Raw genomic sequence first — 24,112 nt, 5'->3', positions numbered from 1 at the left:
TTACTCTTTCATCTTAGGATCAAATGCGTCACGTAAACCATCAGCTAACAAGTTGAAACAAATCATGATAACTGAAAGTGTTGCCGCTGGAATCCACATTAAATATGGAAGGAAACGGAAAGTTTTGTATCCTTCGTTTAACAAGGTTCCTAAAGATGCGGTTGGTGGACGTAAGCCTAACCCAATAAAACTTAGGAACGCTTCAAAGAAAATTGCCGATGGGATACTGAACATCATTTGGACAATAATGACACTTGAGATATTCGGTAAAATATGTTTAATAGCAATTTTCCAACGAGATTCGCCCAATGTTTCTGCTGCCATGACAAACTCTTGGTCTTTTAGTTTCATGGTCTGGGCTCGCACAATCCTGGCCATTGATATCCAGTTTGTAATAACCATGGCCAAAACAATCGAAACAATCCCTGGATCAAAGACTGTTAGCATCAAGATCATAACAACTAAGTTAGGAATACCAGAAAGAACTTCTAAAATACGTTGCATTACTGTATCGACACGACCGCCGACTAACCCGGAAATCAGTCCATACGTTACCCCAATCGTAATATCTAGAATCGCCGCGATAAACGCAATTAATAAGGAAATACGTGTTCCCATAAATAAACGACTTAGGACATCACGACCTAAACCATCTGTTCCTAGATAAAAGTTTACGTTATCTGGAACGTTTGCTTGTGCATATTTATCAACTAATTGACCAGCAACTGTTGTTTTACCATTTAAACCATTCACGCTTTCCAAGCCAGGAATTCGTGGTGGTAAGTTAATGTAAGAAACATTTTGTTTCGTTGGGTTATGTGGTGAAACCCAAATGGTAATAATAGAGATAAAGATAATAACTGCTAAGAAACTCATTGAGATAACTGCAGCTTTATTCTTTTTCAAACGACGCCATGAGTCTTGTAAGAAACTTAAAGACGGTGTGGCAATACGCTCTCTTTCTTTTAGAGTTGAAGTGTTTAGAGGCTGAAACTCATCTGCCGGAATATCTTTAATCGCTTGTGGTAGATTATTTTTATTGACTGTTTCCATTAGCCTTTTGCACCTCCTGATACGCGAATTCTTGGATCAATTAAACCATAAAGTAAGTCAACAATCAGAATTACAACAACTAACATTGTTGAATACAAAATAGTTACTGCCATAATTGTTGGATAGTCGTTTGTCATAATTGATTTTACAAACTGTTCCCCAATTCCAGGGATGGCAAAAATATTTTCTACTACTAAAGAACCTGTCATTAAACCAACGGCTAAAGGTCCTAATAAGGTAATCAATGGAATTAAACTGTTTCTTAACCCGTGGCGGAATGCAACTTGCCAGCGACTCAAGCCTTTTGCTTTGGCTAATTCGACATAATCACTATGCAAGACCTCTACCATCTCGGTTCGAATAAACCTAGCCGAATCGGCCATTGGACTCATTGCCAAGGCAATAGTTGGTAAAATTGTGTAGGCAAAACCATTCCACATAGCAATTGGTAAGATTCTTAATTTCATTGCAAAAATGTATTGTAATAATACCGCGAAAACAAAGTTTGGAATAGAACGACCTAAAATGGCTAACAATGTTGCCAACGTATCTACCCAAGTATTTTGACGCATCGCTGCGATAATCCCCAATAAAATACCGACTAACGTACCAAAGATAATCGCTTGTCCTCCCAGTTGAAGGGATGGCCCAATTCGACCAGCTAATAACTTAGCAACAGGTTGGTTTTTAAATTGGAATGAAATACCAAAGTCTCCTGTTACCAGGTTCTTTAAGTAAATTCCGTATTGAACAATCACTGGTTTATCTAAGCCAGATTGTTTATTCAACATAGCGATTGTTTCTGGACTAAGTTTTTCTTGGTTGGTATAAGGCGTACCTGGTAATAATTGCATTAAGAAAAACGTAATCGTTGCGATTAACCACAAAGTGATAATCATGAAAAAGATCCGTTTAAGAAAATATTTTCCAAAACTATTCAATAATGACACCTCCGAGATTTTTTTGACTTCCTCAGTTATTTTCGTTAAAGTAATGACTAGATAGACCACAATAATAGATAGGGTGAACACATGAAAACTTTTAAATGGCCAATTATTACAGCCGTTATTTCCAGTATCGGCATTTTTCTTTACTTATTAATAAGTAAAGAACCTATCACTACCTCCTCATTATCAGATACCTTCTTTATCGTTTCCCTTTTCTTTTTAATTATCGGCATTGCTTTATGGATTATGTCCTCTGGCTTTTTCGATAACTTTCAGCGCTCAATGAAAAACGCGTTTCGTTTTAAAAAGAAAAATGAACCGAAAGAGTTTATCCCGCTTTCAGTCATTGGCGATGCACATCGCTCTTTCTGGCTAAAAACTGGGGGCATCTTACTGATTCTGTCTTTAGGCTTTCTACTATTTTACTTGGTCTAAGACAAGATAGCAAGAGGACCGTTGCCTTTTATTCCATGGCAAAGGTCCTTTTTTGTTTGCTATCGATCTTTTGTCAGGTTATTCTGAAATGTATGCCCATTTGTAGTCATACGTTGCGCCAGCAGGATGAACTGCGACATCTTTGACTTTTTCAGCACGTAAATGCGCTTCTGATTTTTGGAATAATGGTACCACACCCATGTCTCCCATAATCGTTTTCTCTGCATTTAACATATCATCCCAACGTTTTTCAGGATTTGTCGCATCTGCACTACTTGCAGCTTTCACTAACTTGTCAAACTCTGGATTGTTATAACGTCCACGGTTATATGAGTTATCTGAAGCAAATAAGTCTAAGAAACTACTTGGATCAGCATAGTCAGCACTCCAACCACCGATTACTGCATCAAAGTCGCCTTTGTTTGAACGATCTAAACGAACGGAGAATGGAACCGGACTAACCGTTACCTTCACACCATCTAAAGCATCTTGAATTGACCCTTGAACAAATTCAACTGTTTTCTTAGAAGAATCTGCATCTGAAGAAAGAATATCCATTGTTAAGGTTGAAATCCCCAATTCTTTTTTCGCTTTTTCCCAGTATTCTTTAGCTTTTTTCGTATCATATTCAATTTGACTACCTGCTTCTTTAGCAAAGTCTTTGCCGCCACTTGGGTCTTTTGCCATATCTGCTGGTACTAAACCGTTTGGCTCGATAGAACCATCCCCTAAGATTGATTCAACTAACGCTTTACGGTCGATTGAGTAAGAAATTGCTTTACGTAAGTTCGCATTTCTAAATGGTGATTTTTCATCACGTTGATTTAGTTCCATATATTGTGTTGATGCTTCTTTTTGACTAACAAAAGCTGGGTCATTGGCCATTTGTTGGGCTAATTCACCAGAAAGAACGACATCGTCTGTTTGTCCATCTTGGAACAAGTTCAACGCGGTTGGTGATTCTTTCACGACATTCACATCTACTGAGTCCAGTTTCACTGTGTCTTTATCCCAATATTGATCGTTTTTCTTGAATGACCATTTTGTATCTGTACCAGGACCATCAAAGCCGTCTAAGACGAATGGACCATTGTAGACAGCACTTTCGCTGTTTGATGCATAATTTTTACCATATTTTTCCACAATATCTTGACGTTGCGGGAAGAATGATGGGAAAGCTAATAAGTAATCAAAGTATGGTGTTGCTTTTTCTAAAGTGATTTCTAATTCTGTATCACTGACTGCTTTAATTCCTAATTCTGATTTATCTTTTTCCCCTTTAGCAATGGCATCACCATTTTTTACAGAGGCATACAGATAAGCATATTCAGAAGCTGTCGCTGGATCAACTGTTCGTTGCCATCCGTAAACATAGTCATTCGCAGTCACTGGTTTACCGTCTGACCATTTTGCATCTTTATTTAATTTAATTTTGTATGTTAGTCCATCTTCAGAAACTTCTGCTTTTTCCGCTGCACCTGCAGGTTGGACTTTGTTATCTTTGTCTAAACGATAAATTCCTTCATATACATTATTTAATGCAATAAAACTAATTCTGTCTGTTGCTAGTGATAAATCAGCTGTTGGCATTTCTTGTTGTTCTGTGACACGTAAAACTTGTTCGCCACTTGCCTTACCGCCACCAGACGCGCTTGAGCTATCTGACGTTCCGCCGCCTCCACAAGCCGCTAAAGTTGTTACGCTAAATAATGTAATCACACCGAATGTTAATGACTTTTTCAATTTCATAGTGTTGCCTCCTAAAATAATGCAATCTGTATTTTCTGAAAAATCAGAATTTAATAATTATTTATTGCTATGGAATATATCTTACATTTTTCATATTAAAATTGCAAGTCAAAATGTTAACTTTTTTTAATTTTTCTTCTCTTCCTATCAGAAACCACTCTTTTTCTTCCTGTCTTTTATTGCAATTCTTTTGTCAGTTTTCTAAACATTATGGTAAATTAGGAAGTAAAGGAGTGACAAAATATGAAAAATTCTACGTTTTTAAAGGATTTGTTTGCTATCGATAAAGCAAATGACGAATTATTTCGGTTAGTTGGTGTCGCAATTTGTATGGCAATTCCATTATTAATTGGTTATTTTTCCAATAATTTACTCATTGGGACCTTTGGCTCGATGGGCATTTATACGTTTATTTATTATCAGCCGCTTCCTTTGCCTCAATTATTGCGCAGACTGAATATTGTTGGCTTTTTTATTGTTCTGGGCAACAGCTTAGGAATGCTAAGTCACCATGTACCTTGGTTGATTCCCATTACAATTGCCATCGTCGCTTTTCTTGCACGCTTACTTTTTAGATTGTATGGCATTGAGAAGCCTGGTGCTTTGTTAGTTATCATGTCAACCGCAATGGGAACAAGCAACAATTTTCCTTTACATAAGATTCCCATCATGGCCAGTTTTGTTCTTTTAGGAGTAGTGACCGGCATTATCATGGGCATTGTGCTTCATTTCATCGACAAGCGCCCCTACGTTTTTCAAAAACGGATGTCTCTTCAAGAACGACTTTATATCGATCCCGCTTCTTTATTAGATGCTTTGCATTATGCGGCCATTTTATTTTTAGCGGCTTATTTAAGTCAATCGCTTCATTTAGTCAACGCCTATTGGATGACGTTTACTTGCGCAGCCATTTTACAAGGGGAAAATTTACATTCTGTGATGCAGCGAAATGTGCAACGGATTCTAGGTACGAGTCTTGGTTTGTTGCTTTCTGCAATTTTATTAATGATTCCCTTTACACCTTTACAAACAATCGGTATCATTAGTATTCTATATGCAGCTTTTGAAGGATTCATTAACAGAAACTATGCGATTGCCAGCTTTTTTATTACCCCGATGTCCTTATTATTATCAAATCTTGCACGACAGCAAGTCATTAGTAATCTTTTAAACTATCGATTAGTCGGGATTGTGTTAGGTAGTTTACTTGGTTTTGCCGGCGCTTATGTTTTCACAACTGCGCTACGTTTCTATAATCGGGCCTACTCAATTGATGAAACCTTTGAAAATCAACAAGAAGAAAGAGGCGTTTTATGAAAATAACTTATCCCTTGCCACCAAATCTGCCAGAACAACTTCCTCTATTAACGAACTGTCAATTAGAAGATGAGGCAATCTTAGAAAATCATTTGTATCAGCAGATTGATTTATCGAATCAAGAAGTTCGTAACTTAGTCTTTCGGGATGCTGTTTTCGATCATCTTTCATTAGCAAATGGCCAGTTTGCTTCTTTTGATTGTAGTAATGTGCGTTTTGAAGCTTGCGATTTTTCTAACGTCGAATGGCTGTCTGGCAGTTTTCATCGAGTGACTTTCCTTCGTTGCAATTTGACAGGAACGAATTTTGCAGATAGCTATTTAAAAGATTGTCTATTTGAGGATTGCAAAGCCGATTATGCTTCTTTTCGTTTTGCAAATTTTAATCTTGTTCACTTTAATCAGACTCGTTTAGTCGAAAGTGAATTTTTCGAGGTCACTTGGAAGAAACTCCTTCTAGAAGCTTGCGATTTAACCGAAAGTAATTGGTTAAATACTTCTTTAAAAGGATTGGATTTTTCCCAAAACACCTTTGAACGCTTGACTTTCTCACCAAACTATTTATCAGGTCTTAAAGTCACCCCTGAACAAGCCATTTATTTAGCAAGTGCCCTTGGTTTGGTGATTACCTAAGAAAATTTTAAAAAAATAGCCGAATAACTGGTTCTGTCGGTTCTTTCTTATTAAATTGTTATTAATTTTTTGGAAAAACCAACGGAACCATTTTACTTGTGCCTTATTTTTAGGTAAACTATCTTAGGTTAAGCAATCTCTTTTTTTGGAACAAGAGAAACTTTTGGAATCATTTCCTATAAATCATGAAGAGATTATGACAAACGTTCTTCTAATCCAAGAACGTCTTTTGTCCTATACTCGATTCTACTCAAAAGGAATGTCAGTGAATGAATATAAAAAAACAAGGCCTCGGTCAAGCGACGGGAAAAATCATTTTAATGGGGGAACACGCCGTTGTTTACGGCGAACCAGCAATCGCCTTTCCTTTTCAAGCGACAGAAATCACAGCCGTCTTTACCCCGGCAAAAACTATGCAGATTGATTGTGCATATTTTACAGGATTGCTTGAAGACGTGCCCCAAGAGCTAGCAAATATCAAGGAAGTTGTTCAGCAAACCTTACATTTTTTAAAGGAAGATACAGTTAAAGGCACTTTGACCTTAACAAGTACGATTCCCGCTGAACGAGGAATGGGCTCAAGCGCAGCAACCGCTGTGGCCATCGTTCGAAGCCTTTTTGATTATTTTGATTACGCTTATACATATCAAGAATTGTTTGAGCTTGTTTCCTTAAGTGAGAAAATTGCTCATGGCAATCCTAGTGGTATCGATGCCGCAGCAACAAGCGGCGCTGATCCCTTATTTTTTACTAGAGGATTTCCGCCCACACATTTCTCGATGAATTTATCTAATGCCTACTTAGTAGTAGCTGACACGGGAATTAAAGGTCAAACACGTGAAGCAGTGAAAGACATTGCGCAGCTAGCTCAAAATAATCCCACAGCAATCGCTGAAACAATGAAACAATTAGGTTCTTTTACTAAAGAAGCGAAGCAGGCAATTTTACAAGATGATAAACAAAAATTAGGTCAGCTAATGACGTTAGCGCAAGAGCAACTCCAGCAATTAACCGTCAGCAACGATATGCTGGATCGACTAGTGGCTCTCTCTCTAGAACATGGCGCTCTAGGAGCAAAATTAACCGGCGGCGGTCGCGGTGGCTGTATGATTGCCTTAACAGATAATAAAAAGACCGCACAAACCATTGCACAGACTTTAGAAGAAAATGGAGCTGTTGCTACATGGATTCAATCATTAGAGGTGAAAAAGTAATGCTTTCAGGAAAAGCACGAGCGCATACAAATATTGCTCTGATTAAATATTGGGGAAAAGCCAATGAAGAATACATTTTACCAATGAATAGTAGTTTATCATTAACATTAGATGCCTTTTACACAGAAACAACTGTGACATTTGATGCCCATTATTCAGAAGATGTATTTATTTTAGATGGTATCTTGCAAAACGAAAAACAAACAAAAAAAGTCAAAGAATTTTTGAACCTTGTTCGTCAACAAGCCGATTGTACTTGGTTTGCAAAAGTGGAAAGTCAAAATTTTGTGCCTACTGCAGCTGGTTTGGCTTCTTCAGCGAGTGGTCTAGCTGCTTTAGCAGGGGCCTGTAACGTAGCCTTAGGATTAAATCTTTCAGCAAAAGACTTATCACGTTTAGCGCGACGTGGTTCAGGTTCTGCTTGTCGCAGCATTTTTGGTGGTTTTGCTCAATGGAACAAAGGCCACTCTGATGAAACGTCGTTTGCTGAAAATATTCCAGCCAATAATTGGGAAAACGAATTGGCCATGCTCTTTATCTTAATTAATGATGGCGAAAAAGATGTTTCCAGCCGTGATGGAATGAAACGAACAGTAGAAACTTCTAGCTTTTATCAAGGTTGGTTGGACAATGTGGAAAAAGATTTATCCCAAGTTCATGAAGCAATTAAAACAAAAGACTTCCCTCGTTTAGGAGAAATCATTGAAGCCAATGGGTTAAGGATGCATGGAACAACCTTAGGCGCTGTCCCTCCATTTACTTACTGGTCCCCAGGCAGCTTACAAGCAATGGCTTTAGTTCGCCAAGCACGGGCCAAAGGAATTCCTTGTTACTTTACAATGGATGCAGGTCCGAATGTCAAGGTCTTAGTCGAAAAGAAAAACTTAGAAGCATTAAAAACATTTTTAAGTGAACATTTTTCAAAAGAGCAGTTAGTCCCAGCTTTTGCTGGTCCCGGAATTGAATTGTTTGAAACGAAAGGAATGGATAAATAAGCATGATTGAAGTTACTACGCCAGGAAAGTTATTTATTGCAGGAGAATATGCCGTTGTTGAACCTGGCCACCCTGCCATTATCGTTGCTGTGGATCAATTCGTAACTGTAACTGTCGAAGAAACAACAGATGAAGGCAGTATTCAATCTGCACAATACAGCTCTTTACCTATTCGTTGGACACGCCGAAATGGTGAGCTTGTATTAGATATTCGCGAAAATCCTTTTCATTATGTTTTAGCGGCGATTCATCTAACTGAAAAATATGCGCAAGAGCAAAACAAAGAATTGTCATTTTATCATTTAAAAGTGACGAGTGAATTAGATAGTTCAAATGGAAGAAAATATGGTCTTGGTTCAAGCGGTGCGGTAACCGTTGGAACTGTCAAAGCCTTGAATATTTTTTATGATTTAGGTTTGGAAAATGAGGAAATTTTCAAATTATCAGCATTAGCTCACTTAGCCGTTCAAGGAAATGGTTCTTGCGGAGATATCGCCGCCAGCTGTTACGGGGGCTGGATTGCCTTTTCAACCTTCGATCATGATTGGGTCAATCAAAAAGTAGCCACTGAAACATTAACTGATTTGTTAGCAATGGACTGGCCTGAATTAATGATTTTTCCGTTAAAAGTACCGAAACAACTACGTTTACTAATTGGTTGGACAGGTAGTCCTGCGTCCACTTCAGACTTAGTTGATCGAGTCCATCAATCAAAAGAAGAAAAACAAGCGGCTTATGAGCAGTTCTTAATGAAAAGTCGGCTTTGTGTCGAAACAATGATTAATGGCTTTAACACAGGAAAAATTTCTGTTATTCAAAAACAAATTACTAAAAATCGCCAATTGCTCGCCGAATTATCTTCACTGACTGGTGTGGTAATCGAAACAGAAGCCTTGAAAAATCTTTGTGATTTGGCTGAATCTTATACAGGAGCTGCGAAATCTTCTGGCGCTGGCGGGGGCGATTGTGGGATTGTAATTTTCCGCCAAAAATCTGGGATTTTACCATTAATGACTGCTTGGGAAAAAGACGGAATTACCCCACTGCCACTTCACGTCTATACCTATGGTCAAAAGGAGTGTAAGGAGAAGCATGAATCGAAAAGATGAACATCTATCATTAGCTAAAGCGTTCCACAAAGAAAAAAGTAATGACTTTGATCGTGTGCGTTTTGTTCACCAATCGTTTGCTGAATCCGCTGTTAACGAAGTGGATATTTCCACTTCGTTTCTTTCTTTTCAGCTTCCCCAACCTTTTTATGTCAATGCAATGACAGGTGGTAGTCAGCGTGCAAAAGAAATTAATCAGCAATTAGGCATTATTGCCAAAGAAACTGGCCTTTTAGTTGCGACAGGATCTGTCTCGGCAGCGTTAAAAGATGCTAGTTTAGCGGATACGTATCAAATTATGCGAAAAGAAAACCCAGATGGACTCATTTTTGCCAATATTGGTGCAGGCTTGGGTGTGGAAGAAGCAAAGCGAGCGCTTGATTTATTTCAAGCGAATGCCTTACAAATCCATGTAAATGTGCCCCAAGAATTGGTCATGCCTGAAGGAGATCGTGATTTCACTAATTGGCTAACCAAAATTGAAGCTATCGTACAGGCCGTAGAAGTGCCTGTCATTGTCAAAGAGGTTGGCTTTGGCATGAGCCAAGAAACCTTAGAAAAACTTACCTCTATCGGCGTTCAAGCAGCGGATGTGAGCGGCCAAGGCGGAACGAGTTTTACACAAATTGAAAATGCCCGGCGGAAAAAACGAGAACTTTCTTTCTTAGATGATTGGGGGCAATCAACGGTCATCTCTCTTCTGGAATCACAAAATTGGCAAAAGAAACTAACTATTCTCGGTTCTGGCGGTGTGCGTAACTCTCTTGATATTGTCAAAGGACTCGCTTTAGGTGCCAAAAGCATGGGAGTTGCTGGGACTATCTTAGCTTCCCTTATGAGTAAAAATGGTTTAGAAAATACCCTAGCCCTTGTACAGCAATGGCAAGAAGAAGTGAAAATGCTTTATACTCTTTTAGGTAAAAGAACCACAGCTGAGATAAGAACAGCTGAATTGGTGCTCGATCCAATCTTAGTCAATTGGTGCCAACAACGAGGAATTAAATAAAAAAATAAGTAAGGTCTAAGTAAGAATACTTAAATCTTGCTTATTTTTTATTTACCAAAAATTTACTTATTTTCTGTCAAATGTATAATTTGATTTGCATATTGAAACAGATTTTCATCATGGGTTACCATAACTACTGACTTATTACTTTGTGTAACTAAATTTTGTAAATAGTTTACTAAAATCATTCCATTTTCTTGATCTAAATTTCCTGTAGGTTCATCTGCGAAAAGAATATCAAAGGGTTTCAACAAACTTCTAATTAAAGCCACTCTTTGTTGTTCACCTCCACTTAAAAAAGAAACTTTTTTCTTTTTTAAGTTAGACAATTCAAATTTTTCTAAATACGCATCGACAGCTGATTCATCTGTTTCTTTATTAAATTTCAATGCTAATTTAAGATTGTCAAGTACACTCATTGACTCGATTAACCCATAATTTTGAAACATATAACTAATACAGTTTCTTCTCAACAATTGAATTCTTTTATTTGTTAATTCACTTTTATTATAGTAATTCAATATGCCAGAATGCTGATTTTCTAACAAACTCAATTCATTGATTAATGTGGTCTTTCCAGAACCACTTTTTCCAGTTATAATAATGAATTCTCCAAAATCTGCTGTAAAAGAAAAATTGGAAACGATTTGTTTATTCCCTCTCTTAATCGATAAATTCTCAGCTTCAATAATCATAAATACTCTCCTTAAAAAATTCCTTTGTCTTTCTTTTTGAAAAAACAGTAAAACAAATAATATTTAATAAAATTAAATATAAAATAAATACTACATTTAATTGATTTATGCCCAGCCAATATTGAGTGACGATTAACGTAAGTAATTCTAACCCTATCGGAAAAAAAATAACATCCATTGCTTGCTCTACGATTGAATAGCCTAACATTTTTTTTACAAACACTTTTTTTAGATATAAAGTATAGATTCCTGATACAAACAAACTATTTAATGCTGTAAGTAAGACAATCAAAAGAGCTAACTGAACACTATTTTCAATAAAACGTTTCTTATTTCGAAAAATAGCATCGCCAACATTTCTGTAAACAGATTCTGTTGAAATGATTACATTTTGTAAATTCTCTCTTCTAATATCTGTTTGCAACAAATTAAACGGTTCATCTACTCCTATATGTTCAAAATCAATAACCAAACCACCATTTTCAGTTAAAATATTCCCCCAGAATAAACCACTCATAAGATGAGGGTTCATAATTATTGCAATCGGGTCTACAATCATATTTTGATTTTCTTCTGTTCCATAATACGTACTATAAGTAAAATATCTCTGATTATTTTTTACTAAAATAGGTGTTACTTTTATTTCTTTCAATATAATCTCTTGATTCGGTGGTTCTTCTTGTAAATAAAAACGTGTTGCTTCTTCATAATTTTCTTTAATTTTACTTATTAAATGTTTGTACTTTTCTGGAATTAACACGTACAATTCATTTGAATGCGTGTTTATCCTATCTACCTCATTATTATTGACAAAAGCAATTGGATTTCTTTCTAAATAATTTTTATCGATAATAATATCAATTCCACCTGGTTCTGTTAAAAATTCTTCAGCAGTTAACCCCCGCATCTCACCTACATAAATAGGCTTGTTTGCTTTGTTTTTTTGGAGTTCTACGTAGTTGTAAGGTGCTACAATAAATGTAGGATATTTTTTGGAAATATTATGATAAAATTTTTGAGCCTTCTCAAGATAAGCCTTTTCCTCCTGTTGATTATTTCTGTTTAATTGATTCGTAATTCTCAAGGTATATAACTTTTTTGTCTGTAGCCAATTTTCTTCTTGTAAATTTAACTTAACTAATTTTTGAAAATTATTTTGTGTAACCATAGATTGTTTAAAAAACAGTGTTAAAGAAAGAACTAACAAAACTGCTAAAACAGCTAATGCTACTCTTCCTCTAAAAAAACCTTTTATTATATTTATAATGTTAATATTTTGTATCAAAATTCCCATTAACAATAAATAAACCAAACTTAACAGCAAAACAGCACTAGTAGTATATAGAATTGTTTTTACTATTAGTGTTCTATCTACAGTCCAAAAACGAATGATACAAAATGTGCTTGCTAACAAAAAACCAGATAGAACCGGTAAAAAATTCCTAAACGAAGCAATTAGCATACTTTTCAAAGGATACCCCAACATTTTTTTTATAGCAACCACTTTTTTTTGGGTAAATACTAACATAACAAGGCTTATACTAAAGAAAAGCACTAAATAAAGTAGAATAGTTAATTGGATATCGTCAGCATTTAATATTGAAGCTTTTATTGATTCTTGCACTGTAACATGTCCATAATTTTTGAATACCTCAATGAATTTCTTTAAATCCCCTTTAACATAAAAAACGCTACCCATGCCTACATTTTTCAATTGGAAAAATGAAAATAAATTAACTTCCATAAGATTATTAGGAATTTTCAACCTTCCTATATTGTTTTTCCCGCTCCTATTTGAAGCAAACTTAGTCGAATTATTTGTAGGATATCCCCCAGATTCTAACTTTAATTGTTTCTGTGGATTTGCCGAAATAATCATTAGTTTATTTATCTCAGTAAAGTTATATTGAGCCACTGTACTTTTTGTTTCTAAAGAAACTTTTTGTAATTCTTCGGCTAACTTATCGGTATCTTTATCTTTATCATAAGTTATATGGAGTTCCTTTACGTCATCATATAACAGATTTTCTAAAAGATTATTTTCTAAAACAATAAATAAAGTAAACATTGATAATGTGAATATCACACTACTCAATAAAAAAATTAACTTTTTTAGCATCTCTTTTCTTCCCTAATCAATAATTATTTTCTTATTATAAAAAATAGCTTGGAATATAAGAACTAATTTATATTCCAAGCTTATTATTTAATAAATATTCCACCAACCTGTATTTCCTCTTAACGTTGCATTACAAGTAGCATAAGCTCGTCTCCCAGCTCTTTGTTTGTCTCGGACAGAGCCTCCCCAACCATTCTTTGCTGTAGCACTGTGAGTTAATCTTCCGTGAGAGTAACTAGCCCATACTTTAAAGCCATTTACTCCACAAGAAAAATCTCCGCCCCCTGCAGCAGCTCTAAATTTAGTTTTGTATTCATCAGGTTCTCCAACAAAAGTTGCATCCATTCCACCACCAGCTATTGCCTCACTGTCCTCATTCCCGTTAGCATAAGCATACCCACTTCCAAAGACTGATACAACAACCAACAAACCTAAAAGAATAATTTTCCTCATAAAAACACCCCTTAATTAAGAATAAATTAATTATACTATAATCAAAAATAAATTAAAAGGGTTTTCAAAAAAAAATTAATAAATATTTTATAAAAATAACGAACTATCGAAAGTAACCTTACTATATAATATTAACACATACAAAAAACACATATAAATTATAATTCATCAAAGATACTGAAAATTCAAGTTTCTAAATAAATATGAAAAAATATTTATAATTTTTTAAATCATTTTTTTATAATAAAAATAATTTAAAGTTATAATTATAAAAGACCTGGCGTTTTTGCCAGGTCTTTTCCTAAATACTTTTATCCTACATAAGCATCTAAGATAATTTGTTTTAGTTCACTAATTAATGGTTCTTTCGGATTTGCAGTTGTACATTGGTCTTCATATGCAAGTTCTGCCATACGATCAACCGTGGTGTCTAATGTTTCTTGTGAGACACCTTGGGCTTTCAAGTTCATGTCAATTCCGACTGATTTACCTAGGTCTGCTACTGCTGTTGCTAAAGCTTCTACTAATTCTGCGGTAGTATTTCCTTTTAAGCCTAAGAATTTTGCAATGTCTGCATAATCAGTATCGGCGCGGAAGTAATCATATTTAGGGAACATTGCGTGTTTTGATGGATCTTTCGCATTGTAACGAATAATATGTGGTAATAAAATCGCATTTGTACGACCATGTGGAATGCCATATTCCCCACCAATTTTATGAGCAATAGAGTGACAAATACCTAAGAATGCATTGGCAAATGCCATCCCTGCCATGGTTGATGCATTATGCATTTTTTCGCGAGATTCCATATCTGGACGTTTCACTGAATTTTCTAAATGATCGAAAACTAACTTGATTGCTTGTAAACTTAAACCACGTGTGTAATCTGAAGCCATCACGGAAACATAAGATTCAATAGCATGTGTTAAAACATCCATACCTGTATCTGCAGTGACTGAAGCTGGCACAGACATTACGAACTGTGGATCAACAATCGCTACATCTGGTGTTAACGCATAGTCTGCTAACGGATATTTCACGTGTGTTTCACTATCAGTAATAACGGCAAATGGTGTAACTTCTGAACCAGTTCCTGAAGTAGTTGGGATACAAACAAATTGTGTTTTTTCTGGTTTGGCAATTTTATATGTCCGTTTGCGGATATCTAAGAATTTTTGTTTTGCACCAAAGAACTCTGTATCTGGGTGTTCATAGAACATCCACATGCCTTTCGCCGCATCCATTGCAGAACCGCCACCCAAGGCAATCACTGTATCTGGTTGGAAATCAACCATCATTTTGGTACCTGCATAAACAGTATTTGTTGATGGGTTTGGTTCAACATCAGAAAATACTTCGATTTTCACATCATTTTTACGTTTTTGTAGCTCTTTACGTACGATATCTGCATAGCCAAATTGAACCATACCTGGGTCACAAACTAACATGACACGTTCAACATTTTCCATTTTTTGTAGATATTGTAAAGAATTTTTTTCAAAGAAAATTTTTGGAGGTAATTTAAACCATTGCATATTATTTCTCCGTTTCGCTACCGTTTTAATATTAATTAAGTTAATGGCTGATACGTTTTTAGAAACAGAGTTTTTCCCGTATGAACCACAACCAAGTGTTAAGGATGGAATCATTTCGTTATAAATGTTACCGATACCGCCTTCTGCTGATGGAGTATTCACTAAAATACGACAAGCTTTCATACGTAAACCAAAAGCAACTTGTAACTCTTCATCTTCTGTATGAATTACTGCTGTATGTCCTAAACCACCTAAGTTTAACATCGCTTCACATAGTTCAAATGCATGCTCTGCATTGTTTGATTTCATCATTGCTAAAACTGGCGATAATTTTTCTCTTGATAATGGATATTCTGGACCTGCACCTTCTAATTCAGCGACTAAAATTTTTGTGCCTTTTGGTACGCTAATTCCTGCTAATTCAGCAATTTTTTCTGCAGAGTTACCGACAATCGCTGGATTTACTGCGTATTTACCTTCATTCATCACTGCATCTTCTAGTTTTTGTAATTCATTCGGTTTCACGAAGTAAACATTGTGTGCTTCAAACTCAGCTTTGACAGAAGCATAAATTTCTTTATCCACAATGACCGCTTGCTCAGAAGCACAAATCATTCCATTATCAAATGATTTTGAAACAATTAAATCATTAACCGCACGTTTTACTTTAGCCGTTTTTTCAATATAAGCTGGTACGTTCCCAGGACCAACGCCTAGTGCTGGTTTACCTGTTGAGTACGCAGATTTTACCATGCCTGCGCCACCAGTTGCTAAAACAATGGCAATCCCTGGATGATTCATCAAAGCAGATGTTGCATCAATCGATGGTTGTTCAATCCATTGAATACAATTTTCTGGTGCACCTGCTGCAATCGCCGCATCCCGTACAATACGTGCCGCTTCTGCCGAACATTTTTGTGCGCTAGGATGGAAAGCAAAAACAATTGGATTTCTTGTTTTTAAGGCAATTAGTGATTTAAAAATAGTTGTTGACGTTGGGTTTGTTGTTGGTGTGACCCCACATACCACGCCAACTGGCTCAGCAATTTCCATTAAACCGGTTTGTTCGTCTTTGTTAATTACACCCACTGTTTTATCATGTTTAATATTATTCCAAATGTATTCAGATGCATACATATTTTTGATTGCTTTATCTTCATAGATTCCACGGCCAGTTTCTTCGACAGCCATTTTTGCTAAAGGCATATGTTGGTCTAACGCCGCCATCGCCATTTGATGGACAATGTGATCTACTTGTTCTTGTGTAAAATCTTCCATTGCTTTTAAAGCGACACTCGCTTTTGTTGCTAATTCATCAATCATTGATGAAACATCAACCGTTTCTGTCTTTTCTTTTTTTACTGTTTTAACCATGTTCATCCTCCTAAGAGTTTCATTTTAAAAAAACTTTGTTAACTATTTCACATTCACATCATACAACATAAAACGAATCTTGTAAATAGTTTTTGTGATATTTTTCACAACTATTTATAATTTTTTTTATCTCAAAAAAAAAGACCTATTCTTTTTTCTAGAATAAGTCTTCAATATCATGCCAGTCCCTTAAAGGATTTTTTGATGTCTGTGCCAATAATTGTTGATAGTCAAAAAATTCATTTGGCTTAACCTTCTGAATGTCTTTACGACAGTCTTTGACAGATAAATGGGTTTGTTTTTTCCAACGATAGGTGAGTAAATAAGTCAATAAATCTTCTTCGTTGATGGAAGAATAACCTAGTTCACGAAAATTTTGGCACTTCTTTTTAATACTTTTATTGAGCATTTTTTGTTGTAACCAACTTAATTTTTCCTTTGTCATGGGCTCTTCTCCTTCCAACCAAGCGAAAGATTGCTCACTTTTTAACTATCTTCCAACACTATAAAAAGGAACCTTTTTTGTAAACTTAATAGTTAAAAAGGACTTAGGACGTAAGTCCAAATGACCTACCTTCCTAGTCCTACATTTTAAGATAAACGACACGAGCGGAATAGGAATTATCTCTTCTTATTGGCTTTCTCGTGTGACTACTGGTCACAGTTTCGCCTTTGAAAAGCCTGTTCCGCTCTCTCTAACCATTAAATGAATTAGTTGAACCGTTTAGTCTTTCTTTTCTTTTGAAGGATCTGATGTTTCAGGAACTTCAGTTACTTCTTCTGTGACTGTCTCTTCAACTTCTGTGACTGGTACACTAGTTACTGCTGAATCATTTGTAACAGCAGTTCCAGGTGTTACAGTTCGAATTGCTGCACGGTCAAATTCTAAGACAATACCTTCGCAATCGATTAAAACTGTTTTTTCGTTGATTTCACTTAAAACACCATGTAAACCACCAATTGTGACAACACTATCGCCAGTTTTCATTGCGTTTAGTTGTTTTTGACGTTCTTGCTGTTGTTTCTTTTGAGAACGTGTCATGAAAAACATCATTCCTCCTAGAAGGACTAATGTAAAAATCATTGTAAATCCGCCACCCATTTGTTTCACCTCACTCTGCATTATTCACACTACTAACTGTATCAAAAAAATGCTTGAAGAACTAGTTTTTTCCTCTAATTTTTAGAAACTTTTTGCATTCGCTTTATTAAAGCCATATTCTTCAAAAAACGCTTGTCGGAATTCTAATAAATTGTCCTCCATAATTGCTTGACGGACATTTTTCATTAAGTCTAACAAGAAGTATAAATTATGATACGATGTTAAACGGATTCCGAATGTTTCATCACATTTAATCAAATGACGAATATAGGCCCGCGTATAATTACGACAAACATAACAATCACATTTCTCATCAAGCGGACGAAAATCTCTTGCATATTGGGCATTTTTAACAACCAAGCGACCTTGTGAAGTCATACAAGTACCATTGCGCGCAATACGTGTTGGTAACACACAATCAAACATGTCAATCCCACGAATCACTCCATCAATTAATGAATCAGGGGCACCCACACCCATTAAGTAACGTGGTTTATTTTCAGGAATTAACGGTGTCGTAAAGTCTAAGACTCGGTTCATTTCTTCCTTAGACTCACCAACAGATAAGCCACCAATCGAATAGCCAGGAAAATCCATACTCACTAAATCTTTAGCACTTTGACGACGTAAATCTTCAAATCCCGCACCTTGAACAATACCGAATAATCCCTGTCTATCAGGATTCGCATGGGCTTTTAAGCCACGCTCAGCCCAACGAGAAGTCCGTTCAATCGAGCGTTTGACATACTCATAGCTTTCATCAAATGGTGGACATTCATCAAAGCTCATCATAATATCTGATCCTAATTTATTTTGAATATTGATCGCTTTTTCTGGAGAAAGGAACATTTTTGAACCATTTAAATGATTTCTAAAATGCACACCTTCTTCTTCGATTTTCCGCATATCACTTAATGAGAAGACTTGGAAGCCACCTGAATCAGTTAAAATAGGTTGATCCCAGTTCATAAATTTGTGTAAACCGCCTGCTTCTTCGACTAAATCTTCACCTGGGCGTAACCATAAATGGTAAGTATTACTTAAAATAACACCGGCACCCATTTCTTTTAATTCTTCTGGTGACATTGTTTTAACTGTCGCAAGTGTACCTACCGGCATAAACATTGGTGTTGGAAATGTGCCGTGAGGAGTAATTAATTCACCTAAACGCGCACCTGTGTGTTTATCTTTTTTTATTAAACGATAACGAATGGCTGGTTCCGTCATTCATTTCCCTACTTTCTACTATAATTTGTCCTCCCATCATCATACTTTTTTTTTATTGAATTTGCAAGGATTTCTCAAGGTTTCTTTTTTCAAAAAAGGATCCTTAAAAAACAGCAACTAGTTCAAATAATTCAAATGAGCTAGTTGCTGTTTGGCACTTATTTTGTCGCTGTATATTTTTCTAAATCTTGCATCGCTGTTTTCACAATTTCAGGGGTAATTTTTTGTTTCATATAATGAATCGTTTCGCCTTCTATACAAGCACGTTCTGCTACTTCTTGATACTCGGCTTCAGTTAAGTCCATGTCCATTTCTTTTAAAGAAATAGGCAAACCTAGTTGGTGATAGAAAGGAATTAATTCATCGATTTCTTGCCATTTCTCTTCAATGGCTAATTGAACAAACACACCATACGCCACTTTGTTTCCATGCAATTGTTGATGGCTAGCTGGCAGCAAAGTTAGTGCATCATGAATGGAATGGGCACCCGCTGTCCGACCATAATCATCGCCAAAGCCACCCACCATTCCACCAATAATTAAATTCGTTTCGATGACATCAATAAACGATTGATTTAATTGCTGCTCTTCCATCGCTTTTAAAGCATTGATACTTTCATTTAACAAAATATCGCGACATTTTTCCGCGGCAAAATGAGAAACTTGAATAGGTAACACTTGGACATCTAACTGCGAAATAATCGCATCTGCTTCGTACCATTTAGCTAATGTATCCCCAATACCTGCCACCATTAAGGACCGAGGCGAATGCAATAACACTCTTGGTTCTACCAACACCAAAGCGTTTGCTTGCGGAAAAACGTCATACCGTTCCATTGCTCCATCTTCTCGATACATTACACTCAATGGCGTGCACGGCGCACAAGTAGCTGCTAAAGTGGGTAAAATAATTACCGGTAATGCCATTTTGTGTGCTAAGGCTTTGCCCAAGTCGGCCACTTTTCCTCCACCAACAGCGACGATGGCCTCTAAATGATTGTCCAGCACTTGTGCTTCTAACTCTTGCACACGTTGATCTGTACAAACACCTCCATAGTTTTCAAAAACAGCTGTTACTTTTTGAAACGTCGGAAAATACGGTTTTGCCGCTTGCCATGACTCAGTCCCGTGTAAAATGAATACACGATGAATATTTCTGCATAATAGTTGTCCTTCTAATAATTCCCACGAACCAATTTCACAAAGATACTCTTGTGGTGTCCCTCTCACAATTAATGATTGTTCCATCTTGAAAATCCCCTTCATTTTTGACTTTTGAAAATTTTTTTGAAAAAGTTGTATTTTTTCAACTCTACTACTTTTCCTTTTACATATTCTATGATATGATAAACCACATCATAACACAATAAATTTTTATACATTTATTCGCTTTTTTTGAATATTTATAAAAATAATACAAAAAGGAGTTTACGCAAATGACCAAATGTAAAAAATGGCTACAGACGATTTTACCAATTTTATTCTTGTTGCTCTCATTATTACCTATTAAAGAAACTTTTGCAGCCGAAAACGATCCAGTCTATGACAAAATCATCCAAAAGGGAGAACTAGTTGTCGGCCTATCCGCAGACTATGCCCCTTATGAATTTCATGCAAAAGTAGATGGTGAAGATAAAATTGTCGGTTTTGATATTTCTATTGCTCAAAAAATTGCCGACGATTTAGGCGTTAAATTAAAAATCGAAGAACTAGGCTTCGATGCTCTGTTAGGGGCCTTAAAAACTGGCAAGATTGACATGGTCATCTCTGGCATGTCGCCAACGCCTGAACGATTAAAAGAAGTAGCTTTTTCTCAACCATATATGAACGTTCAACAAAGAGTCATTGTTCGGAAAGAAGACAAAGATAAATTTCATTCCACTAAAGATTTCGAAGGCGTTCGTGCAGGTGCCCAAAAGCAAACGACACAAGAAGAATTAATTAAAACCGAATTAACCGGTGCTGTCCCTACTTCTCTTCAAAAAATTCCAGATTTAATTATGAATCTAAAAAATAATAAATTAGATGCAGTCGTTATGGAAGAACCGGTTGGCGAAGCCTATGTTTCTCAAAATGAGGATTTAGCTTTTGCTGATGTTACCTTTGAAAAAGGCTCAAAAGATACTGCCGTTGCTTTTCCTAAAGATGCGCCCGTTTTGACGGAGAAAGTAAATGCCTCTATTAAACAAATTAATGATCAAAAATTAATGGACGGTTATAAAAAAGAAGCCAATCAATTAATGTTCCAAAAAGATCAAAGCTTTTTACAAAAGTATGGAAAGTTCTACCTTAACGGTGCGGGCTATACCATTTTCCTAGCTTTCATTGGTGTTTTGTTTGGTGCCATTTTAGGGGCATTACTTGCCTTAATGAAGTTAGCCAATTCCAAAATTTTACGTGGCATTGCCATTGCTTATATTGAATATGTTCGTGGCACTCCTTTGCTTGTTCAAATTTTTATTGTCTATTTCGGGACAGGCGTTCTTGGTTTAGACTTATCAAAAGTAGCAGCTGGTTGTATTGCTCTTTCTTTAAACAGTGGTGCATATGTAGCAGAAATTATTCGTGCTGGTATTCAGGCAGTTAATAAAGGACAATTGGAAGCTGCTCGTTCTTTGGGAATGAATCAAAACCAAGCAATGCGATACATCATTTTCCCACAAGCTATTAAAAATATTTTACCAGCGTTAGGCAATGAATTTGTTACAGTAATTAAAGAATCTTCCGTTGTTTCAGTCATTGGTGTTTCAGAACTAATTTTCCAAGCTGGCAACGTTCAAGGAGCAAGTTTTAAACCCTTCTTACCTTACTTAATTGTATCGTTGATTTATTTCGTCCTAACCTTTACTATCTCACGTCTATTAGGTGTTGCTGAAAGGAGAATGAGTACTAGTGATTAACATTAAAAACTTACAGAAAACATTCGGAAAAAATGAAGTACTTAAAGGAATTGACTTAGAAATTGAAGCTGGTGAAGTTGTCGTAATTATTGGCCCTTCTGGCAGTGGTAAAAGTACTTTTTTACGTTGCTTGAACTTATTAGAAACACCAACTGGTGGCAGCGTTGAATTTGAAGGAAAAAATTTATTAGATAAAAATACCAACATTGATCAACTTCGTCAAAAAATGGGCATGGTATTCCAAAATTTCAATCTTTTCCCGCATAAAAATGTCTTGGAAAACTTAACGATTAGTCCTGTTAAAGTAAAAAAAGAAGCCGCTGCCGAAGCCACAGAACATGCTCTTTCTTTACTAGAACAAGTTGGTTTATCAGATAAAAAAGAAAATTATCCCGCTCAACTTTCTGGTGGGCAACAACAACGGGTAGCGATTGCTCGTGCTTTAGCCATGCGCCCTGACGTGATGCTGTTCGATGAACCAACTTCTGCCTTAGACCCTGAAATGGTGGGCGAAGTGCTATCCGTTATGAAAAATTTAGCTATTGAAGGGATGACAATGGTGGTGGTTACCCACGAAATGGGCTTCGCAAAAGAAGTTGCGGACCGTGTCATTTTTATGGATGCAGGAATCATTCAAGAAGAAGGCACACCTGAAGAAATTTTTGATGCGCCACAAAACCCAAGAACACAAGATTTTCTAAGAAAAGTTTTATAAAAAGGAGCACCTGGTATGGATCGCAAGAATATCGCAACACGTTACCAACAACCTACTGAAAATTTACTCATGGATATTGCAACATTGGCGAAAAAGACCCCAAATTTAATCGATTTATCGATTGGTGACCCTGACTTAATTACCGATGAGCGGATTATCGAACAAGCAGCTAACGATGCCAAAAATGGGCATACAAAATATACCGCTTCTGATGGTAGCGAGGCATTCATTGAGGCGGTCATTCAGTTTTATCAGTCACATTATCAATTATCTTTTCAACCGAATCAAGTCCGGGCCACAGTTGGCGCTCTGCACGGAATGTACCTTGCCTTACAAGTGATTCTAAATCCTGGAGATGAAGTGATTATTCATGAACCTTATTTCTCTCCTTATAAAGACCAAGTTCTTTTAGCAGATGGCGTTCCGGTCTTTTTGCCAACCTATGAAGAAGATGGTTTCCAAATTGATGTAGCTCTTTTGAAAGAAAAAATCACGCCTAAAACCAAAGCGATTATTCTTAATTCACCGAATAACCCGACAGGCGCTGTTTTCTCTGAAGAAACTTTCAGAGAAATTGCACAGGTAGCGATTGAACACAACTTATACATTCTTTCAGATGAAGTTTATGAAGCCTTTTGTTTCCAAGAAACGTTTACTCCCATGGCTACGTTTGCTCCAGAAAATACTATCACTTTTGGTAGCTTTTCAAAAGCCTTTGCAATGACTGGTTGGCGTATTGGTTATATGATTGCCCCAGACTATATTAACGAAGTAGCCAAATTAATTAATGAAGGCGTTACGTATTCTGCGCCTACGTTGTCACAGCAAGCAGGAATCTATGCGTTACAACATTTTGACGAATTTGTAGACCCAATCGTTGAAGTGTTCCAAACACGTTTAGAGTATGTGGCCCAACGAGTAGCAAAGATCCCTTTCCTTTCGCTTCATCCAGTCAAAGGAAGTATTTACGCCTTCATTAACATTCAAAAAACCGGACTAACTTCCGTTCCTTTTGTGGAAAAGCTTTTAAAAGAGACACAAGTATTAGTGATTCCTGGAAAAGCATTTGGTGAAACAACAGGCGATGAGTACATTCGTTTAGCCGCAACACAAAATTTAGATTTATTAAAGGAAGCGTTCGATCGAATTGAAAGAATGACCTTTGAATAAAAAAGCTTCTGCATTAGCTATGATTATTAGCTAATGCAGAAGCTTTTTAGATTTCTTCTATCAATTCAATCGCTTGCCCACCAACATGCGGTGGAATCGACATAGTCATCGGCGGCAAGCCTACGACTGTGAAACGGACTTTGGTCCCTTTTTTCAAGTGAGACAGTGGGATACTTTCCTCTAACTGTTCAACAAGTATGTTTAAAATTACCCCATGAGAAAATAAGGGCACAATAGATTCTGGATCACTTTCTGCTTGAATATTTTCTAAATGTAATCGCATTGACAATGGCTGTGTCTCATTTAACACACCAGCCTCTGCTAATTTCCCTGTAAAAACAGCAATTTTTTCAGTCATTTGTTTGC

Annotated in this window: 22 protein-coding genes; 10 read left to right on the top strand and 12 right to left on the bottom strand. The window is 36.4% G+C overall.

The window, feature by feature from the left end; translation table 11 throughout:
- Together opp1C and opp1B are read right to left on the bottom strand one after the other, a co-directional pair.
- Positions 1–1,053 carry an oligopeptide ABC transporter permease Opp1C gene (gene opp1C, locus IGJ04_RS12070; RefSeq protein ID WP_002355787.1) on the bottom strand — a complete coding sequence of 351 codons (1,053 nt, stop codon included), beginning with the start codon at positions 1,051–1,053 and terminating at the stop codon, positions 1–3.
- Positions 1,053–1,994, bottom strand: coding sequence for an oligopeptide ABC transporter permease Opp1B (gene opp1B, locus IGJ04_RS12065; RefSeq protein ID WP_002381304.1), 942 nt, complete (start codon positions 1,992–1,994; stop codon positions 1,053–1,055). Before opp1B ends, opp1C begins: the two co-directional genes overlap by 1 nt.
- A 90-nt stretch (positions 1,995–2,084) precedes the next feature.
- Between opp1B and IGJ04_RS12060 the strand changes: the two genes are divergently transcribed.
- Positions 2,085–2,435, top strand: coding sequence for a DUF3899 domain-containing protein (locus IGJ04_RS12060; protein WP_002355784.1), 351 nt, complete (start codon positions 2,085–2,087; stop codon positions 2,433–2,435).
- A gap of 78 nt (positions 2,436–2,513) precedes the next feature.
- Here IGJ04_RS12060 and opp1A read toward each other — a convergent pair whose 3' ends face one another.
- Positions 2,514–4,184: an oligopeptide ABC transporter substrate-binding protein Opp1A gene (opp1A, locus tag IGJ04_RS12055; protein WP_010816372.1), complete on the bottom strand. Its 1,671-nt coding sequence runs from the start codon at positions 4,182–4,184 to the stop codon at positions 2,514–2,516.
- Positions 4,185–4,427: 243 nt separating this feature from the next.
- Here opp1A and IGJ04_RS12050 point away from each other — a divergent pair, with 243 nt between their 5' ends.
- The 6 genes from IGJ04_RS12050 to fni all read left to right on the top strand — a co-directional run bounded on the left by IGJ04_RS12050 (position 4,428) and on the right by fni (position 10,457).
- On the top strand, positions 4,428–5,501 hold the full coding sequence (locus tag IGJ04_RS12050) for an FUSC family protein (protein ID WP_002355782.1): 1,074 nt from the start codon (positions 4,428–4,430) through the stop codon (positions 5,499–5,501).
- The gene (locus IGJ04_RS12045) at positions 5,498–6,133 is read left to right on the top strand and encodes a pentapeptide repeat-containing protein (RefSeq protein WP_002376088.1); all 636 of its coding nucleotides are present in this window, start codon (positions 5,498–5,500) and stop codon (positions 6,131–6,133) included. The genes IGJ04_RS12050 and IGJ04_RS12045 overlap by 4 nt, the downstream gene beginning before the upstream one ends.
- Before the next feature lie 269 nt (positions 6,134–6,402).
- On the top strand, positions 6,403–7,347 hold the full coding sequence (gene mvk / locus IGJ04_RS12040; RefSeq protein WP_010828617.1) for a mevalonate kinase: 945 nt from the start codon (positions 6,403–6,405) through the stop codon (positions 7,345–7,347).
- Positions 7,347–8,342: a diphosphomevalonate decarboxylase gene (mvaD, locus tag IGJ04_RS12035; protein ID WP_002355778.1), complete on the top strand. Its 996-nt coding sequence runs from the start codon at positions 7,347–7,349 to the stop codon at positions 8,340–8,342. The genes mvk and mvaD overlap by 1 nt, the downstream gene beginning before the upstream one ends.
- Positions 8,343–8,344: 2 nt before the next feature.
- Positions 8,345–9,451 carry a phosphomevalonate kinase gene (locus tag IGJ04_RS12030; protein ID WP_002355777.1) on the top strand — a complete coding sequence of 369 codons (1,107 nt, stop codon included), beginning with the start codon at positions 8,345–8,347 and terminating at the stop codon, positions 9,449–9,451.
- Positions 9,435–10,457: a type 2 isopentenyl-diphosphate Delta-isomerase gene (gene fni, locus IGJ04_RS12025; RefSeq protein WP_010828616.1), complete on the top strand. Its 1,023-nt coding sequence runs from the start codon at positions 9,435–9,437 to the stop codon at positions 10,455–10,457. Before IGJ04_RS12030 ends, fni begins: the two co-directional genes overlap by 17 nt.
- A gap of 62 nt (positions 10,458–10,519) precedes the next feature.
- On the opposite strand, the gene IGJ04_RS12020 is transcribed toward fni, so the two are convergent.
- From IGJ04_RS12020 to IGJ04_RS11985, 8 genes are all read right to left on the bottom strand, one after another.
- On the bottom strand, positions 10,520–11,152 hold the full coding sequence (locus IGJ04_RS12020) for an ABC transporter ATP-binding protein (protein ID WP_010828615.1): 633 nt from the start codon (positions 11,150–11,152) through the stop codon (positions 10,520–10,522).
- Positions 11,142–13,271, bottom strand: coding sequence for a hypothetical protein (locus IGJ04_RS12015; protein ID WP_104876255.1), 2,130 nt, complete (start codon positions 13,269–13,271; stop codon positions 11,142–11,144). The genes IGJ04_RS12020 and IGJ04_RS12015 overlap by 11 nt, the downstream gene beginning before the upstream one ends.
- An 87-nt stretch (positions 13,272–13,358) precedes the next feature.
- A complete protein-coding gene (locus tag IGJ04_RS12010) occupies positions 13,359–13,724 on the bottom strand; it encodes a lactococcin 972 family bacteriocin (protein WP_016618016.1) in 366 nt (121 codons plus the stop codon).
- Positions 13,725–14,035: 311 nt separating this feature from the next.
- Positions 14,036–16,633, bottom strand: coding sequence for a bifunctional acetaldehyde-CoA/alcohol dehydrogenase (gene adhE, locus IGJ04_RS12005; RefSeq protein ID WP_010828611.1), 2,598 nt, complete (start codon positions 16,631–16,633; stop codon positions 14,036–14,038).
- Between the two features lie 157 nt (positions 16,634–16,790).
- Positions 16,791–17,096 carry a post-transcriptional regulator gene (locus tag IGJ04_RS12000; RefSeq protein ID WP_002355774.1) on the bottom strand — a complete coding sequence of 102 codons (306 nt, stop codon included), beginning with the start codon at positions 17,094–17,096 and terminating at the stop codon, positions 16,791–16,793.
- Between the two features lie 261 nt (positions 17,097–17,357).
- Positions 17,358–17,756: a preprotein translocase subunit YajC gene (gene yajC, locus IGJ04_RS11995; RefSeq protein ID WP_002383336.1), complete on the bottom strand. Its 399-nt coding sequence runs from the start codon at positions 17,754–17,756 to the stop codon at positions 17,358–17,360.
- A 60-nt stretch (positions 17,757–17,816) separates the two neighbouring features.
- Positions 17,817–18,962: a tRNA guanosine(34) transglycosylase Tgt gene (gene tgt, locus IGJ04_RS11990; RefSeq protein ID WP_002373528.1), complete on the bottom strand. Its 1,146-nt coding sequence runs from the start codon at positions 18,960–18,962 to the stop codon at positions 17,817–17,819.
- A 158-nt stretch (positions 18,963–19,120) separates the two neighbouring features.
- Positions 19,121–20,227 (bottom strand): iron-containing alcohol dehydrogenase family protein, encoded by a 1,107-nt coding sequence (locus tag IGJ04_RS11985; protein WP_002425395.1) that lies wholly within the window; start codon positions 20,225–20,227, stop codon positions 19,121–19,123.
- Between the two features lie 170 nt (positions 20,228–20,397).
- Between IGJ04_RS11985 and IGJ04_RS11980 the strand changes: the two genes are divergently transcribed.
- From IGJ04_RS11980 to IGJ04_RS11970, 3 genes are read left to right on the top strand one after another with little or no spacing between them, the layout of a single operon-like run.
- On the top strand, positions 20,398–21,861 hold the full coding sequence (locus IGJ04_RS11980; RefSeq protein ID WP_002355770.1) for an ABC transporter substrate-binding protein/permease: 1,464 nt from the start codon (positions 20,398–20,400) through the stop codon (positions 21,859–21,861).
- A complete protein-coding gene (locus IGJ04_RS11975) occupies positions 21,854–22,576 on the top strand; it encodes an amino acid ABC transporter ATP-binding protein (RefSeq protein WP_002355769.1) in 723 nt (240 codons plus the stop codon). The genes IGJ04_RS11980 and IGJ04_RS11975 overlap by 8 nt, the downstream gene beginning before the upstream one ends.
- Before the next feature lie 15 nt (positions 22,577–22,591).
- Positions 22,592–23,746, top strand: a complete 1,155-nt coding sequence (locus tag IGJ04_RS11970) for a pyridoxal phosphate-dependent aminotransferase (protein WP_002355768.1) — start codon at positions 22,592–22,594, stop codon at positions 23,744–23,746.
- Between the two features lie 46 nt (positions 23,747–23,792).
- Here IGJ04_RS11970 and IGJ04_RS11965 read toward each other — a convergent pair whose 3' ends face one another.
- Positions 23,793–24,104 carry a hypothetical protein gene (locus tag IGJ04_RS11965; protein ID WP_002366283.1) on the bottom strand — a complete coding sequence of 104 codons (312 nt, stop codon included), beginning with the start codon at positions 24,102–24,104 and terminating at the stop codon, positions 23,793–23,795.
- Positions 24,105–24,112: the final 8 nt, after the last annotated feature.

Origin of the sequence: Enterococcus sp. AZ050, from assembly GCF_051715085.1 — a bacterium.
Classification (GTDB): Bacteria; Bacillota; Bacilli; order Lactobacillales; family Enterococcaceae; genus Enterococcus; species Enterococcus faecalis.
The sequence above is the reverse complement of the archived record's forward strand: the minus strand, read 5'-3'. Positions and strand labels throughout refer to the sequence as shown.

Excerpts from the sequence above, each read along its gene's own strand:
- opp1C (WP_002355787.1), bottom strand. The coding sequence starts at position 1,053 with ATGGAAACAGTCAATAAAAATAATCTACCACAAGCGATTAAAGATATT.
- IGJ04_RS12060 (WP_002355784.1), top strand. The coding sequence starts at position 2,085 with ATGAAAACTTTTAAATGGCCAATTATTACAGCCGTTATTTCCAGTATC.
- opp1A (WP_010816372.1), bottom strand. The coding sequence starts at position 4,184 with ATGAAATTGAAAAAGTCATTAACATTCGGTGTGATTACATTATTTAGC.
- IGJ04_RS12050 (WP_002355782.1), top strand. The coding sequence starts at position 4,428 with ATGAAAAATTCTACGTTTTTAAAGGATTTGTTTGCTATCGATAAAGCA.
- IGJ04_RS12045 (WP_002376088.1), top strand. The coding sequence starts at position 5,498 with ATGAAAATAACTTATCCCTTGCCACCAAATCTGCCAGAACAACTTCCT.
- mvk (WP_010828617.1), top strand. The coding sequence starts at position 6,403 with ATGAATATAAAAAAACAAGGCCTCGGTCAAGCGACGGGAAAAATCATT.
- mvaD (WP_002355778.1), top strand. The coding sequence starts at position 7,347 with ATGCTTTCAGGAAAAGCACGAGCGCATACAAATATTGCTCTGATTAAA.
- IGJ04_RS12030 (WP_002355777.1), top strand. The coding sequence starts at position 8,345 with ATGATTGAAGTTACTACGCCAGGAAAGTTATTTATTGCAGGAGAATAT.
- fni (WP_010828616.1), top strand. The coding sequence starts at position 9,435 with ATGAATCGAAAAGATGAACATCTATCATTAGCTAAAGCGTTCCACAAA.
- IGJ04_RS12020 (WP_010828615.1), bottom strand. The coding sequence starts at position 11,152 with ATGATTATTGAAGCTGAGAATTTATCGATTAAGAGAGGGAATAAACAA.
- IGJ04_RS12015 (WP_104876255.1), bottom strand. The coding sequence starts at position 13,271 with ATGCTAAAAAAGTTAATTTTTTTATTGAGTAGTGTGATATTCACATTA.
- IGJ04_RS12010 (WP_016618016.1), bottom strand. The coding sequence starts at position 13,724 with ATGAGGAAAATTATTCTTTTAGGTTTGTTGGTTGTTGTATCAGTCTTT.
- adhE (WP_010828611.1), bottom strand. The coding sequence starts at position 16,633 with ATGGTTAAAACAGTAAAAAAAGAAAAGACAGAAACGGTTGATGTTTCA.
- yajC (WP_002383336.1), bottom strand. The coding sequence starts at position 17,756 with ATGCAGAGTGAGGTGAAACAAATGGGTGGCGGATTTACAATGATTTTT.
- tgt (WP_002373528.1), bottom strand. The coding sequence starts at position 18,962 with ATGACGGAACCAGCCATTCGTTATCGTTTAATAAAAAAAGATAAACAC.
- IGJ04_RS11985 (WP_002425395.1), bottom strand. The coding sequence starts at position 20,227 with ATGAAGGGGATTTTCAAGATGGAACAATCATTAATTGTGAGAGGGACA.
- IGJ04_RS11980 (WP_002355770.1), top strand. The coding sequence starts at position 20,398 with ATGACCAAATGTAAAAAATGGCTACAGACGATTTTACCAATTTTATTC.
- IGJ04_RS11970 (WP_002355768.1), top strand. The coding sequence starts at position 22,592 with ATGGATCGCAAGAATATCGCAACACGTTACCAACAACCTACTGAAAAT.
- IGJ04_RS11965 (WP_002366283.1), bottom strand. The coding sequence starts at position 24,104 with ATGACTGAAAAAATTGCTGTTTTTACAGGGAAATTAGCAGAGGCTGGT.